This window comes from Mycobacterium sp. NPDC003323 (genome assembly GCF_053589535.1).
Map to the genome: position 1 here is coordinate 1,420,094 of NZ_JBSFSB010000001.1, position 15,504 is coordinate 1,435,597.

Annotated in this window: 15 protein-coding genes and 1 pseudogene; 7 read left to right on the top strand and 9 right to left on the bottom strand. The window is 64.5% G+C overall.

Annotation, left to right across the window (positions count from 1 at the left end; translation table 11 throughout):
* Window positions 1-21 precede the first annotated feature (21 nt).
* Window positions 22-1,179, top strand: a complete 1,158-nt coding sequence (locus tag ACWDUN_RS06640) for a serine hydrolase domain-containing protein (protein ID WP_449926080.1) — start codon at window positions 22-24, stop codon at window positions 1,177-1,179.
* A 48-nt stretch (window positions 1,180-1,227) separates the two neighbouring features.
* Window positions 1,228-1,641 carry a nuclear transport factor 2 family protein gene (locus tag ACWDUN_RS06645; protein ID WP_449926083.1) on the top strand — a complete coding sequence of 138 codons (414 nt, stop codon included), beginning with the start codon at window positions 1,228-1,230 and terminating at the stop codon, window positions 1,639-1,641.
* Between the two features lie 11 nt (window positions 1,642-1,652).
* Here ACWDUN_RS06645 and ACWDUN_RS06650 read toward each other — a convergent pair whose 3' ends face one another.
* The 8 genes from ACWDUN_RS06650 to ACWDUN_RS06685 all read right to left on the bottom strand — a co-directional run bounded on the left by ACWDUN_RS06650 (window position 1,653) and on the right by ACWDUN_RS06685 (window position 9,821).
* Window positions 1,653-1,823 carry a hypothetical protein gene (locus tag ACWDUN_RS06650; protein ID WP_449926086.1) on the bottom strand — a complete coding sequence of 57 codons (171 nt, stop codon included), beginning with the start codon at window positions 1,821-1,823 and terminating at the stop codon, window positions 1,653-1,655.
* 7 nt (window positions 1,824-1,830) lie between these two features.
* Entirely contained in the window at window positions 1,831-2,139 is a 309-nt protein-coding gene (locus ACWDUN_RS06655) for a hypothetical protein (protein WP_449926088.1), read from the bottom strand.
* Window positions 2,136-3,218, bottom strand: a complete 1,083-nt coding sequence (locus tag ACWDUN_RS06660; RefSeq protein ID WP_449926090.1) for an ABC transporter ATP-binding protein — start codon at window positions 3,216-3,218, stop codon at window positions 2,136-2,138. The genes ACWDUN_RS06655 and ACWDUN_RS06660 overlap by 4 nt, the downstream gene beginning before the upstream one ends.
* Before the next feature lie 34 nt (window positions 3,219-3,252).
* On the bottom strand, window positions 3,253-4,269 hold the full coding sequence (locus ACWDUN_RS06665) for a LacI family DNA-binding transcriptional regulator (protein WP_449926093.1): 1,017 nt from the start codon (window positions 4,267-4,269) through the stop codon (window positions 3,253-3,255).
* Between the two features lie 61 nt (window positions 4,270-4,330).
* On the bottom strand, window positions 4,331-6,673 hold the full coding sequence (locus ACWDUN_RS06670; protein ID WP_449926096.1) for an FAD-dependent oxidoreductase: 2,343 nt from the start codon (window positions 6,671-6,673) through the stop codon (window positions 4,331-4,333).
* 105 nt (window positions 6,674-6,778) lie between these two features.
* Window positions 6,779-8,044: an ABC transporter substrate-binding protein gene (locus tag ACWDUN_RS06675; protein WP_449926098.1), complete on the bottom strand. Its 1,266-nt coding sequence runs from the start codon at window positions 8,042-8,044 to the stop codon at window positions 6,779-6,781.
* Window positions 8,041-8,781: a carbohydrate ABC transporter permease gene (locus ACWDUN_RS06680; protein WP_449926099.1), complete on the bottom strand. Its 741-nt coding sequence runs from the start codon at window positions 8,779-8,781 to the stop codon at window positions 8,041-8,043. Before ACWDUN_RS06680 ends, ACWDUN_RS06675 begins: the two co-directional genes overlap by 4 nt.
* Before the next feature lie 101 nt (window positions 8,782-8,882).
* Entirely contained in the window at window positions 8,883-9,821 is a 939-nt protein-coding gene (locus ACWDUN_RS06685) for a carbohydrate ABC transporter permease (protein ID WP_449926102.1), read from the bottom strand.
* A 285-nt stretch (window positions 9,822-10,106) separates the two neighbouring features.
* Between ACWDUN_RS06685 and ACWDUN_RS06690 the strand changes: the two genes are divergently transcribed.
* The 5 genes from ACWDUN_RS06690 (at window position 10,107) to ACWDUN_RS06710 (ending at window position 15,141) form a co-directional block, all read left to right on the top strand.
* Window positions 10,107-10,256, top strand: coding sequence for a hypothetical protein (locus tag ACWDUN_RS06690; RefSeq protein ID WP_449926105.1), 150 nt, complete (start codon window positions 10,107-10,109; stop codon window positions 10,254-10,256).
* A 134-nt stretch (window positions 10,257-10,390) separates the two neighbouring features.
* Window positions 10,391-12,079 (top strand): GMC family oxidoreductase, encoded by a 1,689-nt coding sequence (locus tag ACWDUN_RS06695; RefSeq protein ID WP_449926108.1) that lies wholly within the window; start codon window positions 10,391-10,393, stop codon window positions 12,077-12,079.
* Window positions 12,080-12,164: 85 nt separating this feature from the next.
* Window positions 12,165-12,974 (top strand): LLM class F420-dependent oxidoreductase, encoded by an 810-nt coding sequence (locus ACWDUN_RS06700; RefSeq protein ID WP_449926342.1) that lies wholly within the window; start codon window positions 12,165-12,167, stop codon window positions 12,972-12,974.
* Window positions 12,975-13,046: 72 nt separating this feature from the next.
* Window positions 13,047-13,613, top strand: coding sequence for a dihydrofolate reductase family protein (locus ACWDUN_RS06705; protein ID WP_449926111.1), 567 nt, complete (start codon window positions 13,047-13,049; stop codon window positions 13,611-13,613).
* Between the two features lie 100 nt (window positions 13,614-13,713).
* Window positions 13,714-15,141: a dihydrolipoyl dehydrogenase family protein gene (locus tag ACWDUN_RS06710; protein ID WP_449926114.1), complete on the top strand. Its 1,428-nt coding sequence runs from the start codon at window positions 13,714-13,716 to the stop codon at window positions 15,139-15,141.
* A gap of 13 nt (window positions 15,142-15,154) precedes the next feature.
* Here ACWDUN_RS06710 and ACWDUN_RS06715 read toward each other — a convergent pair.
* Window positions 15,155-15,388: pseudogene (locus tag ACWDUN_RS06715) on the bottom strand (hypothetical protein); the annotation flags it as partial.
* Window positions 15,389-15,504: the final 116 nt, after the last annotated feature.

Here is a 15,504-nt window from a genome sequence, read left to right on the forward strand (position 1 = left end):
ACCCGTGTTCTAATCCGACGTATGTCCGGTTCAGCCGCGGGAGACCTCGACCCCGCGTTCGCGGAAGTGAAAGCCGTCTTCGACGCAGATCTGGCCGACGGCGACAACCTCGGCGCCGCGGTGGCGGTATTCGTCGACGGTCGTGCGGTGGTGGATCTGTGGGGAGGCATCGCCGACAGACGGGCCGGACGTCCATGGACGCGCGACACGGCGTGCCCGACCTTCTCGTGCACCAAGGCGGTGACGGCGACCGCGGCGCTCATGGTGGCCCAACAGCACGGGCTGAGTGCCGATGAACCGGTGGGCGGCTGGTGGCCGGAGTTCGCCGAGCACGGCAAGCACGACACCACACTTGCCGACCTGATCGCTCACCGCGCCGGACTACCCGTCTTGGAGCGCCCGGTCTCAGCGGCCCAAGCCGCCGATCCTGCGGCGATGGCCGACCTGTTGGCCGATCAACGCCCGCTCTGGCAGCCCGGGGCCGAACACGGCTATCACGCTTTGACTTTCGGTTGGCTGGTCGGCGAATTCGTGCGCCGCCACGCCGGTATGACCGTCGGCGACTTCAGCAGGCGCCACATGGGCCGGCGTCTGCTCATCGGGGTTTCCGGCGCGGCGGCGGATGAGGCTGCCCGGATGAGTTCGCCACCACCCGAGCAGCGTGTCTGGAGCGCCGAGAACGCACCGCCGATCCCGGAGCACACCGTCTCCGAGATGCTGGCTGCGTTCGCCGATCCGGAATCGCTGTTCCTCCGGTCATCGTCGAATCCCGTTGCTGACTACAATGATCCAGAGGTTTTGGCAGCAGGCTGGCCCGCGGCCGGCCTGGTCACCACCGCTCGTGATCTGGCCGAGTTCTATCGCGATCTGATCGGTGGAGTCCTGATCTCCCCTGGTCTTCTTCGGGACGCGATCACCGAGCGGGTACGCGGCCGTGACAGAGTGCTGTGCTTGGAAAGCGCGTTCGGGCTGGGTTACATGCTGCCATCGCAGAACTTCGTGGTGCCCGAAGCTGCGAAACGGACTGCCTTCGGTCACCCGGGCGCCGGCGGCGCGGTGGGGTTGGCAGATCCCGAACACAACGTCGCTTTCGCTTTCGTGCCGAACCTGCGCCGGGACTGGCTGGCCGGTGATCGCCGCGCCCATCGGCTCCTCGCCGCCGTGTACGACGCGCTATGACCTCTGGCGTAATCGCCTGCCACCCCGCCGAGTGCCACACTCGACCCCGTGGACACCCGAGAGACGGTCAACGAACTGCTCCGCCGCATCGCAGTCGGTGACCCGACGGAAGTTGCTGCGCTTTACGCCGAGCAGATCTCGTGGAAACTGAACTGGCCCGACGATGACTACGCAGACACTGTCCCCTGGATCCGACAGCGGTCTACGCGCGCCGGCGTCGCGCAGCACTACGCGCTGATTGCTGAACACCACATAGCCGAATTGAGTTCGGCCGAGGTGCATTCCGTGCTGGTCGACGGCGCGGACGCTGTGGTATTCGGTGAACTCCACAACACCGCCGCACCGACCGGCCGCAGCTACACAGCCGCCTTTGCGCTGCACCTGACCGTGGTGGACGGTCTGATCACTCGCCACCACATCTACGAAGACAGCCTCTCGGTGTTCCGAGCCTTCACCGACTGAGGACGGCGAATTCATCCATCGTCCGGTCCTTGGCGCCCCTCGTCCTCGTCGTCGTCGCGGTGCGCGGCCTCGATGATCTCGGGCGGCACCGGCTTCTGTAACCAGGCCCGGATCCGCAGCAACCCGCCGGCGATGGTGCCGACCGCGAATACCGCAACGACGATCCAGAGCGCAGTGGACATGCCGCCATCATCCTCCTACCGCACGAGCATCCGCCAGGCACCGCGAACGATCCCCCGGCGCGACCAGAAACCTGCGGCGCCCGATGCGCTCGATGTAGCGGTGTCGGTCCAGATAACCCAAGACATTTCGCGCCGTCGAACTCGCGATGTCCAGGTTCTGCGCCAATCGCTGCACCGATGGGACAGGCACGCCTGACGGGATCCTCTCCTGCGTCACCGCCACCGCGATCGCGACGCCGATCTGGTAGTAGAGCGGTTCAGGCCGAGCCGGGTTGAAATCGATCAGCTGTCGATAGTCGAACAGGTCGACGGTCACGCTGCCAGACGCTGACCGGTGCCACTGTCGAACATCACGACAGAGTCCGGATCGGCTGCGATCTCGACCGTCTGTCCGGCCGCGAGTCCCGAACGCGAACCGGTTCGCACCACAACGTCGCAACGCTGACCATCCAGCGAGACCGTGCCGTACACGAAAGACACCGAACCGAGGTCCTCGACCTGGTCGATGGTCAGCTCGACGCCGTCCCCGGCCGACACCAACCGCCAATGCTCGGGCCTGACACCGAGGGTCACATGCCCGCCGGCCGTAGCACTCGACGCCGCACGGTTTAGACGCAGCCGCTGGTGGCCGAACATGACCGACCCGTCTCGGGGGCGCGTCTCCAACAGATTCATGCCCGGCGAACCGATGAACCGTGCGACGAACAGGTTGGCGGGTCGCTCGTAGAGCGCGAGCGGAGCATCAACCTGTTGTAGGACACCATCTTTGAGGACCGCTACCCGGTCACCCATAGTCATGGCCTCGACCTGATCGTGGGTCACGTAAACAGTCGTGATTCCGAGCCGGCGCTGCATGGCCGATATCTGGGTGCGTGTAGACACCCGCAGTTGGGTGTCGAGGTTCGACAGCGGCTCGTCCATCAGAAAGACCTGAGGTTCACGAACAATGGCCCGCCCCATGGCAACTCGTTGCCGCTGACCACCGGAGAGCGCCTTCGGCTTACGATCGAGATACTCGCTGAGCTCCAGCATCCGGGCGGCGTCCTCGACCCGGCGATTGCGTTCGGCTTTGTCTACTTTGGCGAGCTTGAGCGCAAAACCCATATTCTCGCGGACCGTCATGTGTGGATACAACGCATAGTTCTGGAACACCATGGCAATGTCGCGGTCGCGGGGCGCGACGTCGGTGACATCGCGGCCTCCGACCAGGATGCTGCCGTCGGTGACGTCCTCCAATCCGGCCAACATCCGCAGCGATGTCGACTTTCCGCAACCGGACGGACCGACAAAAACCATGAATTCACCGTCCTCGATCTGCAGATTCAGATCATCGACCGCGGGGCGATCGTGACCTGGAAAGACCCTGCGAACCGAGTCGAATATTACCGAAGCCATCGAAATCCTTTCTGAAACAACATGAGTAGCCCGGCTACGTCCTCAGCCGATGCGTTGTACGCCGAACTACCAGTTCCGGCGGTAAGAGCACGGTCCAGCCACCGGCTCCGTCGGCGGATTCGGCGTCGAGCAGCTCCTGCGCCGCACGTTCGCCGATGGCGGTGTTACCGGGGCGCAGTGTCGTCAACCCGATGAAGGCGAAGCCCGCCACCTCGGTATCGCCGTAACCGACGACCGAGACCTGGGTGCGCCCCCGTTCGGACAGGGCAGCCAACGCACCGATAGCCGCGTAATCCGATACCGCACAGACTGCGGTGAACTGCTCCCCCTGGTCGAGGAGGGTCGAAACGGCAGAGTAGCCAGTCGATTCCGAGAAGTCCGCAGCTGCGACACAGACGTGGTCGTGGAGACCGTGTGCACGCATCGCATCGAGGTAGGCCTGGGCACGCAGTTCGGACACCCGGCCGCCGGCTCCGCCGACATGGGCTATGTCGACGTGTCCGAGCTCTTTCAGGTGCCTGATCGCCGCGGCCATACCGGCGACGTCATCGGTCCGCACGGTTGCCACCGAGGGCATCGTGTCGAGCGAGGCGCCCGCGATCACCGTCGGTACCGTCTCTGCCAGCGCGTGTACCGCCGACATGTCGGGCACTCCCCCGACGATCAGCAGACCCTGCGGACGCAGATCGCCGAAGAACGTCACTGCACTGGGATCCAGTGCAGTGACGTTGTCGGTCTCCACGAGATGCGCCGAGGTCATCAGCGGCGTGCGGCCGTTCTCCTTGAGCCTGGAGCGGGCACCGTCGACGATCTCCGCGAACGCCGGGCTGTGCAGGTCTGCCATCAGCACACCGACGAAACCACCGTCAGACGCGGCGAGCGATCGAGCCGCCCAGTTCGGGCGGAAGCCCAACTCGGCCGCCGTCGCCAGGACCAGCTCGCGCTTCTCCTTGCTGACCCGGTTCGGGTCGGCATAGACGAAGGACACCAGGGATTTGGAAACCCCTGCCGCCGCTGCGACATCACGGATGGTCACCCGTTTCTGGGACACGGCCTGTTCCTCTCAACCCGGTGCTGAAGCAGCAATTATGTCGGCTCCGCGATGAGGGCGGTCACCCTTGGGTCACATTTGGTGTGCATACTTCACTGCCATAGCAACGGAACTCGTACACGCCGGCGGCCGGGTCGCCATTGGTGGCATAGACGACCAGACGTACCCGGGTGGTCGTCACCGGGTCGAAGGCGTGGACGACCCGAGTGGTCACGTTTCCCTGCACCCGTACGAGCTCACACCACGCGTCGTCCTGCCACGCCTCGATGGCGTAGTCCCGCACGGTCTGCGGGTCGCGGTACAGCGGCGGATAGGCGTGGTATTCGCGCAACAGATGCCCGGCGAAGGTGAGCTGAACCTGCGCAACCGTCTGCGCCTGCTCCCATTCCAAGCACAACCACTGTGGTAGCGGTACAACCGGATCGGAGCGCCATTGGTTGGCCGAGGCATGCGGCCTGGTGACGCCGGTCAGAACCTGATCGGGTCCGTAGGACTGCTGTGGCGGTTCGACCTGGAAGCTCAACGTGGAACCGCCGCCGAAGCGCCGATAGCGGCCGCCGTCCTCATAACCCGCGATCTGCCCCGGCAACACGGCCGAGCTGAGCACCCATTCCACATCGGCGGTCTCGGCCAGATCGACACGCACGTAACGGCTCGGCAATCCCTGATCGGCGTCGGCGTCGAGATCCACCCGCCACTCGACCCAGTGTGGGCCACCCGGCGGGACCAACAGGTCAGCCGTCGCCAGCGGCTTGGCCGGGTCGAGTCGGTAGTCCCAGATGTCTTCGACGTCATGCAGTGTCGCCGACACCGCACGGGGTTCGTCAGCGCCGTTGCGCAACGCCAGTCGTATCAACTCGACCCTCTGACCAGGGCCGACAGCTACCCACTGAGCCAGGCGTTTGGCCAACTCCCCCTTGAACGGGAACACCGGGTAGCCGCGCCAATGGTCGAGACCGCCGAGCCAGTTCGCACTGGATGGACCGACACCGCGCACCAGGTCGGTCGAACTGGCCGTGGCGGTCGTGCGCAGGGCGAGATCCGCTGGATCCTCGTTGCGGACGTGCGGCAAGAAGCAACCGTCGCGCAGCAGGGCCTGTTGAATGGCCGGCACGTGCGCGGGCAGGTCCTGTCGCAGATCCCGGTCATTGCTTGCCATGGCTGCTGCGGTGCCGGCCGCCTGCCCCATCAGCGCAGCCGTCCCCATCACACGCGTCGAGCCGAGCGCGACATGCGTGGCAGAGATGTTGCGGCCCGCCATCATGAGATTGCTCAGGTCCTTGGCGACAAGGGCGCGCATCGGGATGCCGAACGGTCCGACATAGGTCGAAGATCCCGAGCTCGACTCCGGGTCAGCCAGGCGCGCGGTGGTCACCGGCTCGGCGACTTTCTCCAGCAGGCCTCCGATGGTGTGCAGATCGATATACCAGCCGCCGAAGGCGATCTCGTCTTCGAAGACCCTGTCGCGATCCAGGTCGTGCTCGGTGAGCAGCACTTCCCCGAGAATGCGTCGGCTCTCGCGCTTGCCGGGCACCTGCCCCACCCAGTCCAGCGCCAAATTGGTCGCCTTGGCCGACCAGTAGGGGTCGCGGTTCTTGAGGTAATCCCAGATGCCCAGCACGTGGCGTGTCAGCTCATGCCGGATGGTTTCGTTGTCGTGCAGCGTGTCCCACGGGGTACCGATCTCGATCCACCAGTAGCCGCTCTCCAGGGTGGGGATGAGCCGCCCACCGTCTTTGAAGAACGACGGGTCGTCATAACGGTGAGCCCATTCCGGCGCCTCGAAGCGCACGGGTCGCCCGGTATCCACGGTCTTGAAATGCAGCGAGCTGCCCATGGTGTGGCGGATATCGGCGGTCGCCGGGGCGTGCTGCTCGTCGAACTCGTCGGCGGCCTCGGTGCCGGTCCGGGATTCGGCTCCTGCCAGCGCGGCGACCGTTCCGTCACCGGTGCAATCGATCACCACCCGCCCCGCGATCACCATCTCGGTTTCCGCGTTCGCCACCCGGGCGAGGACCGCGGTGATCCTCTCGCCGTCGACCTGCACGCCGTGCACTGCGGTGTTGAGGTGCAGCGTCAGATTCGGGGTGCGCACCGCCATGTCGTAGAGCACCAGATCCCAGACGCTGTTGGTCCAGCCGTTCTCGCGGATGACGGCGTGGTTGACCGCCCTGTCGGCGATCAGCGCTTCGGAGATGATGCCGGTTTCGCGTGCATATCCGTGGAACGCCGCGGCTCCGTGCGGGGTCACACGCACCTCCGAGGACGAATTACCACCCAGCACCGGACGATCCTGGATCAGCGCGGTACGCGCGCCATGCCTTGCCGCTGCCACCGCTGCGGAGAATCCGGCCAGACCCCCGCCACACACCACTACGTCGTACGCTTCTTCAACCGTTCGCATTTGTTTCTTTCCTTGATTGTTGTGGATTGTCCGATGGAGACCGTCGTCCGCTATGTGGACCGTTCCACATAGATCGTATCCGAACGGCGACGACCGCCGGCACAGTCAGGACGGGTCGAGTTGGTCCTGCAGCCCTTCGGCCGCTTGGGCCAGCGCCTGCTTCACAGGCACCGAACCGGTGAGCGCCAGTTCCATGCATTCATCGAAAAGCTGTTGCGCAGCCGTGGCTTTCGGGAAACTCCATAATGGATTCAATTGTGATGACGACGCAACGACGGCATTCCATTCGGCATAGAAGCGATCCTGGGTGAACCACTGGCTTTGCAACGCTCGGGATGTCGCAGGTGGCTGTCCGGCCTCGTCGAACATGATCCTCAACGCCTCAGAATCGGTCGACATGTATCGGAGCAGGTCGTCGACGGCGGCGTTTCGGTTCAGCGCCACCAGTGGCTGGCTCCACACCAGGTTCCGTCCACCGGCGTTCACCGCAGGCCGAGGCAGAGGTCGCATCGTGGCTGCGATACCAGGATCGCTGGAGCGTTTGGGCACCACACCGATGGCCTGAGGTGCGTCATCGTAGAAGACCGCCCGCTGCTGGGCGAACAGCGTGCGTGCGTCATCCCGGATGATTCCGGGCTGAATGAGACTGTCGTCCAACAGCATCTTCCAGTACTCGACAGCCTGCACCGAACCTGGATCCCCCAGGGCGAGGCGGCCGTCTTTCACCACAGGAGATCCGAACGACCACATCCACGGGATGATGTCTTTGAGCTGAGTGACATCGGTGCACGGCACATACGGAATAATCGACGGTTCTGCCCTTTTGATGGTCCGAAGCGCGTTCGTGAACGAATCCACGCCGCGCACTGCGCCGATGTCGACACCAAACTCTTCGGCCAGTTGCGCATTCGCGACGATGCCGATGGCCGATTGTGTCCACGGCATCGCATACCGCGTGCCGCGGTACGTGCCTGCAGCCCGGACAAAGTCCGGATACAACGACGTATCGACCACGGGGCCAAGATCGGCGAGCACCCCGGCCGTGACGAGTGTCGACATCCATTCCTCGTCGATGTGCGCGATACCGGTGGTGTTGCCGCTTCGTGATTTGAGCACCATCTGGTTCAGGTACTGCTCGTACGGATACGAGCGCGGGCGGACGGTGATACCGGTGCGGTCTTGGAATCCGGCGACCGCCTGAGACGTCGGCCCCGCGCCGCTGGTTCCGAACACCCAGGACGTGAAGTTGACAGCCTTACCTTCTTCGATCGCCGAATTCGATGCCGAGCAGCCGACCAGCGCCGCGCCCGCTGCGCCCAATCCCAAGGCCAGCGCCCTGCGCCGACTCAGAAGGGGGTTGTACTGCATCATTTGATTGCTCCCGTCACAGCGCCGCTGACGAAGTGCTTCTGCAGAGCCAGGAAGATGACCACGACAGGCAGCGACGTCACAATGGATGCCGCCATCATTTCGCCATAGGCAGTCCTGAACTCTCCCATGAACTTCAGCGACAAACCTGCAGGCAACGTCTGCCTCTCGGTATCCACCAGGGTCAGCGCGAACGGCAAGTCGTTCCACGCCCGGATGAAAGCGAACAACGCCACCGCGATCAATGCGGTCTTCATCACCGGCAACAACACCGAACCCATGACGCGCAATTCGCTGGCCCCGTCGATGCGCGCCGCATCGATCAGTTCGTCGGGCAGTGCGTCGAATGTATTCTTCATCATCATCACCGACAGCGGCAATGTGAACGTCGTGAACGAAAGTATCAGTGCCAGGTAGGTATTCAGCAGGCCGACACGATCGAAGGCGGTATACAACGTCACCAACAGCAGTACCTGCGGAACGATCTGAGCGATCAGCAGCAGGTACATCAGGCCACTCCGCCCGCCGAACCGGAACTTCGAGAACGCATAGCCTGCCCAAAAGCCCACGGTAACACTGAACGCCGACGTCGCCACCGAAACGACGAGACCGTTGAACACGAACGTCATAAGCGTGGAATCGCGGAATACCGCCAAGAAGTGGTCGAGGGTGTACGACCTGGATACCGACGGCGGAAACTGGAAGATGTCACTGTCGTCAGTAATCGAGGTCAGGACCATCCATGCCACCGGAATGAGCGCGAAGGACGCGATGACCGCCAGTGTCAGATATGCGGTTACCGGTCGCGACCGGCGCCTGAGCTCCCGTTTATTCGAGCGAATCAACGCCGGGCCTCCCGTTCCTGCCGAGCCGAATAGGTCAGGTAGATTGCCACCACTACCGCCATGAGTGCGGTCCACATGATGCCGATGGCGCCAGCCTCGCCCAGATCGAACCGGGAGAAGGCGGCCTTGTACAGATCGATCGACAGCGTGGTCGTGGAGCCGACCGGACCGCCACCGGTCATGACATAGGGAATCTCGAAATGTTGGAGTCCCCATATCAATTCAAGCAACAAAGTCAGGGCGATGGCGGCCTTGATCTGAGGAAGTACGACATAGATCTGCTTCTGCCAGCCCTTGGCTCCGTCGATCGCGGCAGCATCGTGTACTTCGTTGGGCACCCCCTGCAGAGCGGCCAACAGCAGCACTGCCATCCACGGGAATGAATGCCATATCTTGGCGAGGATCACCGCCATCATCGCGAAGCCGGGTTGATCCAGCCAGTTGGTGACGCCGCTGCCACCCAGCCATGCCGAAATTCCGTTCAGTAAACCGTAATTGGTGTCGAAGATCCATCGCCACAAGAACGAGACCACGACACCCGGCAGCAGCCAGGGTATGAGGAGGGTGGAACGCCATATGGCCAACCCGCGGATCTTCGAGTTCAGCGCCAAAGCCAGCGCCAGGGCAAGCGCCAGTGCGCCGACGGTGGACACCACCACAAACACGATGGTCTGCCACGCCACCGACCAGAAATCGGTATCTGACAACAGCTTTGAGATGTGATCGAAACCGACGAACTCGCCACTTCGATCACCCAACAGACTTTCGTCATAGAGGCCGAACAACAGTGACTGCACAAAGGGGTAGGCGATCACTGCGACGAACATCAACATCGCCGGCGCCAGCAGCAGGTATGGAAACAGGGATCGTTTGCGCCGGCGCTTCATGGGCGAAGGCACCGGATCCTTTGTGTCCGTCGCCAGGCCGGAGGTCACGGGGTGAACCGTTCGCATTGTGTCCGAGCGCATGAGCAGGATCTCGACAGCATCTGGTGTCCTCTCTGACGTGTGCCGTCCGCGACCTCAGCCAACTGAAGTGGCTTGGATCACGTGGACCGGTCCACAACGTATCGCGCGCGAGCCCTGAACGTCAACCCCGGGGCCCCATCTGCCGCCTGGCCGGGCTTCGTGATGGTCTCCGGGTTCGAATCGCCGCAAACGGGGCACCCGCACACCGACGACTTGACGGCGGGCCGAGTCCCGCAGGAAGAGAGCCTGACCATGACGATGCCCAGTGACGCAGCGGATGCAGTGGAGTCCCAGGGACCCAACGAAGGCCCGCGGGACCACAGCCAGACCGATACCGAGCACGGGGCCCAGGTCGACGAGAACAACGTCCCGCATCCCGGTGATGCCAACGAGCACGACTGACTCGAAGCCGCGACGCCACTCCCCTTCCCGGCGCGTCCGATTCGGCAACACCCACCCGCCACGACATCCAGCCTGCTCGACGAAATCCCGCACATGTGCGATCGTCGGTTGCCGCCGGACGTCATGGAGGAAAAGTGAGCCCCGCCGCCGAGTTCGACTTCATCATCGTGGGCGCGGGCAGCGCGGGTTGCCTGCTGGCCAACCGGCTCAGCGCCAATCCGGATCACCGTGTGCTGCTCATCGAGGCCGGCGGCAAGGACAACTGGTTCTGGATCAAGGTCCCGGTGGGATACCTCTACACGATCGCCAACCCCCGCACCGACTGGTGCTTCACCACCGAGCCCGACCCGGGCCTTGCCGACCGCAGCATCATCTACGCGCGCGGCCGCGTGATCGGCGGCTGCTCGTCGATCAACGCGATGATCCATATGCGCGGACAAGTTTCCGATTACCAACTCTGGGCGCAGGCCACCGGTGACGACCGTTGGCTGTGGGGCGGCGCCGACGGTGCCGGCCAGACCCTGTCGATCTACAGGGAGTTGGAAGACTACTTCGGCGGCGCCGACGAATGGCACGGGGCCGGTGGTGAAATCCTGGTCCAGCGGCCGAGGGTGCGCTGGAAGATCCTGGATGCCTGGCAGACCGCCGCCGCCCAGGTGGGAATCTCCCCGATCGAGGAGTTCAACCGCGGCGACAACGCCGGCAGCGCGTACTTCCACGTCAACCAGCGGCGCGGCCGGCGGTGGTCGATGGCCGACGCCTTCCTGCACCCCATCGCCCACCGCCCCAATCTCACCGTCTACACCCAGAGCCAGGCCGTGAAGCTGCTCATGGACGACCAGGTCCGCGAGGATCAGCGGCGCGGCGCATGGACCACGGCCGCACACCGCGCCACCGGCGTCCGGCTACTCAAAGACGGCCAGATGATCGACGTGCACGCCCGCCGCGAGGTGTTGTTGAGCGCCGGCGCGATCGGATCGCCGCACCTGATGCAGGCCTCGGGTCTGGGCCCGTCTGCGCTACTCACCAAGCATCACGTACCGGTGACCGTCGACCTTCCAGGAGTTGGCGAGAACCTGCAGGACCACCTGCAACTGCGGACGGTCTACCGAGTGCGCGGCGCCCGAACCGTCAACAGCCTGTATCGCAATTGGATCACCCGCGCCGGCATGGGACTTCAGTACCTGTTGTTGCGTTCGGGACCCATGACCATGCCGCCCTCCACGCTGGGCGCTTTCGCCAAGAGCGACGCCGCGCTTACCAGTCCCGACCTGGAGTGGCATGTACAGCCGCTGTCGTTGGCCAAGTTCGGCGAACCGCTGCACCGCTTCGGGGCGATCACCCCATCTGTGTGCAACCTGCGCCCCACCTCGCGAGGCCACGTGCGCATAGCCGACGCTGATCCACTGACCCACCCGAAGATCAGCTGCAATTATCTGTCCACCGAGGCCGATCGCCAGATCGCCGTCCGCGGGCTTCGGATGACCCGGCAGATCATGGCTGCGCCGTCGCTGGCCCGCTACCGCCCCGAGGAACTGTTGCCCGGACCGCAACTGCAGAGCGACGACGACCTGCAGCAGGCTGCCCGCGAACTCGGTACCACCATCTTTCATCCGGTCGGTACCTGCGCGATGGGAGCGTTCGACGCGCGCGGTCTTCCGCGGTCGGCCGCCACCGTGCTCGACACCGATTGCCGGGTATACCGCGTCGCCGGCCTTCGCGTGATCGATGCGTCGGCGATGCCGACCATCACGTCCGGGAACACGAACGCGCCGGTGATGCTGATTGCCGAGCGTGCGGCCCGGGCCATCCTCGGGAACTGACACCGAGCTGGAGAGCGCCTGGAATAAACCTCACCCCGATGAACTTGGCTCCATTGTCGCCTGCATCCCCGACTCAGGAGCTTTCATGACCCGTCCCGTTCGCGTCGCCGTGCAGATTCAGCCCGGCGGCACGCCCGACTACCGCACCTGGCGCGACGCCGTCCTGGCCGCGGACGACCTCGGTGTCGACGTGATCTTCGGCTACGACCACTTCCACCGCCCGGCGGTGGAAGCCATCGTCGACGGCAAACCCATCATGAAAGAACAGCAACCCGATGTCAGCAACTTCGAGGGCTGGACCGCGCTCGCATCATGGGGCGAAATCACCTCGCACTCCGAGATCGGACTCCTCGTCACGGGTGTCGGCTACCGCAATGCGGACCTGCTCGCTGACATGGCGCGCACCGTCGACCACATCAGCGGCGGTAGGCTCATCCTCGGCCTCGGTGCCGGGTGGTATGAAAAGGATTACACCACTTACGGTTACGATTTCGGCACCTTCGGCTCCCGCTTCGATTTGTTCGATGAGAGCCTGCTGCGCATCGAAAGCCGGCTTGCCGCCCTGATTCCGCCACCCGTGCGCAAGCTACCGATCCTCATCGGTGGCACAGGCCCGAAGCGCTCGCTGCCGGCCGTTGCACGGCACGCCGACATCTGGCATGCGTTCCAGGGCCTCGATGCGTTCCGCAAATCCAGCGACCGCGTCGACGAACTGGCTGCGACGGTCGGCCGCAATGGCACCGATATCGAACGCTCGACGCTGTGGACCGACGCCGACAGCGCCAACGCCTTCCGCGACGCGGGCGTCACGTTGTTCCAGACCGAACTGACCGCAGACAACGGTTACGACCTCACCTCTCTGAAACAGGTGCTCACCTGGCGGGATCACGGCTGACCACAATCGAGAACGGACACCGCGCCGGCGGGTGAAGCGATGAATTCTGCCCGCCGGTGCAGTCTGATCTGCATGGGCAAACTCATCTATGGCTTCACCGTCTCGGTGGACGGATACATCGCCGACGCGCAGGGCAACATCGACTGGTCCGATCCCAGCGATGAACTGCACCAGTACTGGAACGATTTCGAGCGCGAGACCGCCCTTTCGCTTTACGGACGACGGCTCTACGAGTTGATGTCAGCTTACTGGCCGACCGCCGACCAAGACCCGGACGCCACTGCGCTCATCCGAGATTTCGCCCAGGTGTGGTGCGCCATGCCGAAGGTCGTGTTCTCCCAGACACTGGACGCCGTCTCGTGGAACTCCCGCCTGGAGCGCGGCGACCCCGTCGAGGTGGCCACGAGGCTGAAGGCCGAAACCGACGGTCAACTGGAGGTGGCCGGCGCGGCGTTGGCCGCGCCGATCATCCAGGCCGGACTGGTGGACGAGTACCGGCTGGTGATCGCGCCCACCGCCGTCGGTGGCGGCACGCCGTTCTTCCCGACCTTTCCGTCATGGATGTCGCTGCGACTGGTGGAGAACCGCACCTTTCCCGGCGGCGCAGTGCTGTTGCGCTACGAGACGAAACACGACTGACCGGACGCGTGAATCCGAGCCGCGCAGCACGTTTGCGGTACTAGGCTTTGCGATCGACGCCTCATGGCGCACCGGAAACGTTTGTCGATGGAGAACCACGATGCGCGTAGTCGTCATCGGCGGCGGCCCCGCCGGCGTCACCTCGGCACTGCATGCCGCAGAACTGGGCGCCCACGTCACCCTGATCGAGCGAGGCCGCGTCGGCGGAACTGCGCTCAACAGTGGGCCCGCGCCGGTACGCACCCTGGCGCGTGCCGCGCGGCTGGTGCGGGATTGGCGCTCGTGGGAGGCGTTCGGCTTGCGCGGGCCCCGGCCGGAGGTCGATCTGAGTGCCATCATGGCCAACGCCCAACGGGTGGCCGACTACGCCTACGAACGTAAGCGGATGGCCGATCAGATCCGCGCCGCCGATGTCGATCTCATCGAAGACGCCGGAAACGCCCGATTCCTCGATGCCTTCACGGTCGCCGTGGACGACGGCCGCAGTTGGTCGGCGGACCGGGTCATCATCGCCGTCGGCGGAGCGGCCGGCAGACTGCCCATCCCCGGGGCGGAGCTGGGACTGACGTACGAGGACCTGCGCACCCTGACCGCCCTGCCGGATCGGATATGTGTCATCGGCGCCGCCGACACCGGTTGCCAGCTCGCCTCGATACTGGCCGACTTCGGCTGCCACGTCACACTTTTCGAATATGCCCCGCGAATAGTGCAGCGTGCCGATGTCGATGTCTCCGTGGCCCTGCGAAAGGCCTTCGAAGATCGCGGTATCACGGTGATCACCGATGCGGCAGTGCAGCAGATCGAGGCACGTGATCCCGGCCTGCACGTCCGCTACCGGATCGGCGACGAGACCGCCGGTTCCGACTTCGACGCCGTGTTCTTCGCTGTCGGCTGGCCCGGTAACGCCGACCTCGTCGACGCGGCCGCGGCCGGCGTGCAGACCGAGCGGGGCTATGTCGTCGTCGATGACCACCAATCGACCAACGTGGACCACATCTTCGCTGCCGGCGACGTCGACGGGAACAGCATGGTCGTGAGCAGTGCCATCCTGGAAGGTCGCGTGGCCGCCGAAAATGCGGTCCTCGGCACGCGGCGCCGCACAGTCCACACGATCGTTCCCGGCGGCAGCTTCACCAACCCCGAGTACGGCAGCGTCGGGCTCAGCGAGGAGCAGGCCCGTGCCCGCGGCGACTGCGCCGTCGCGGTCGCCCGCTACGAGGACCTGTTGCGTCCCGTTGCCGACGGACATACCGCCGGCTTCTGCAAGCTGATCGTCGACCGCAACGAACGACATATCCTGGGCGCCCACGTGCTCGGCGAGTACTCGGCCGAGGTGATCCAGATGGTGGCCGCCTGCATGGCGGCGAAGATGAGCGTCGAGGACGTCGCCGAACTCCAGTTCGCCTTTCCGACCTTCACCGAAGGTGTCAGCCAGGCAGCACAGCTGGTGGCGAGTCAGCTCGGTGTCCGCCCCAAACGCGAGCTGTGGAGCAGTCTGGCACCACAGGATCCCGCGCCTCCGCGGTAACACTCGATCTGTATCAGTTGTCCGTCGCCGGCTTCGGTTGGAAGGGGGTGTACCACATCCATTGGGCCTTCTCCCCGCGCGGACCGCGGCACGGTGCCACATGCGGGGGTGGCCCGGTCGGTGGGCGCGCCAGCGACGCGGCGGTCAACGTGCGGCCCCACCGGTCGGTCACGACAAGCTGCCCGGCCGGACCGAGGGTGGTGATCTCACCGCGATGGTGCAACCGATGATGAAAAGGACACAACAGAGGGTGTCGCACGAATCCGTGGCATGAGGTGGCCGTCGTAGTGTCGTATCGCATGAAAGATGCTGTTGGATGCGATGATTGGAGGTGTCGGTGAATCTGCGTGTCGGCGATGTTGA

Bases quoted from the DNA above. Each gene is read 5' to 3' on its own strand.
- ACWDUN_RS06640 (WP_449926080.1), top strand. From the start codon at position 22: ATGTCCGGTTCAGCCGCGGGAGACCTCGACCCCGCGTTCGCGGAAGTG.
- ACWDUN_RS06650 (WP_449926086.1), bottom strand. From the start codon at position 1,823: ATGTCCACTGCGCTCTGGATCGTCGTTGCGGTATTCGCGGTCGGCACC.
- ACWDUN_RS06660 (WP_449926090.1), bottom strand. From the start codon at position 3,218: ATGGCTTCGGTAATATTCGACTCGGTTCGCAGGGTCTTTCCAGGTCAC.
- ACWDUN_RS06670 (WP_449926096.1), bottom strand. From the start codon at position 6,673: ATGCGAACGGTTGAAGAAGCGTACGACGTAGTGGTGTGTGGCGGGGGT.
- ACWDUN_RS06675 (WP_449926098.1), bottom strand. From the start codon at position 8,044: ATGATGCAGTACAACCCCCTTCTGAGTCGGCGCAGGGCGCTGGCCTTG.
- ACWDUN_RS06680 (WP_449926099.1), bottom strand. From the start codon at position 8,781: ATGGTCCTGACCTCGATTACTGACGACAGTGACATCTTCCAGTTTCCG.
- ACWDUN_RS06690 (WP_449926105.1), top strand. From the start codon at position 10,107: ATGACGATGCCCAGTGACGCAGCGGATGCAGTGGAGTCCCAGGGACCC.
- ACWDUN_RS06700 (WP_449926342.1), top strand. From the start codon at position 12,165: ATGACCCGTCCCGTTCGCGTCGCCGTGCAGATTCAGCCCGGCGGCACG.
- ACWDUN_RS06705 (WP_449926111.1), top strand. From the start codon at position 13,047: ATGGGCAAACTCATCTATGGCTTCACCGTCTCGGTGGACGGATACATC.
- ACWDUN_RS06710 (WP_449926114.1), top strand. From the start codon at position 13,714: ATGCGCGTAGTCGTCATCGGCGGCGGCCCCGCCGGCGTCACCTCGGCA.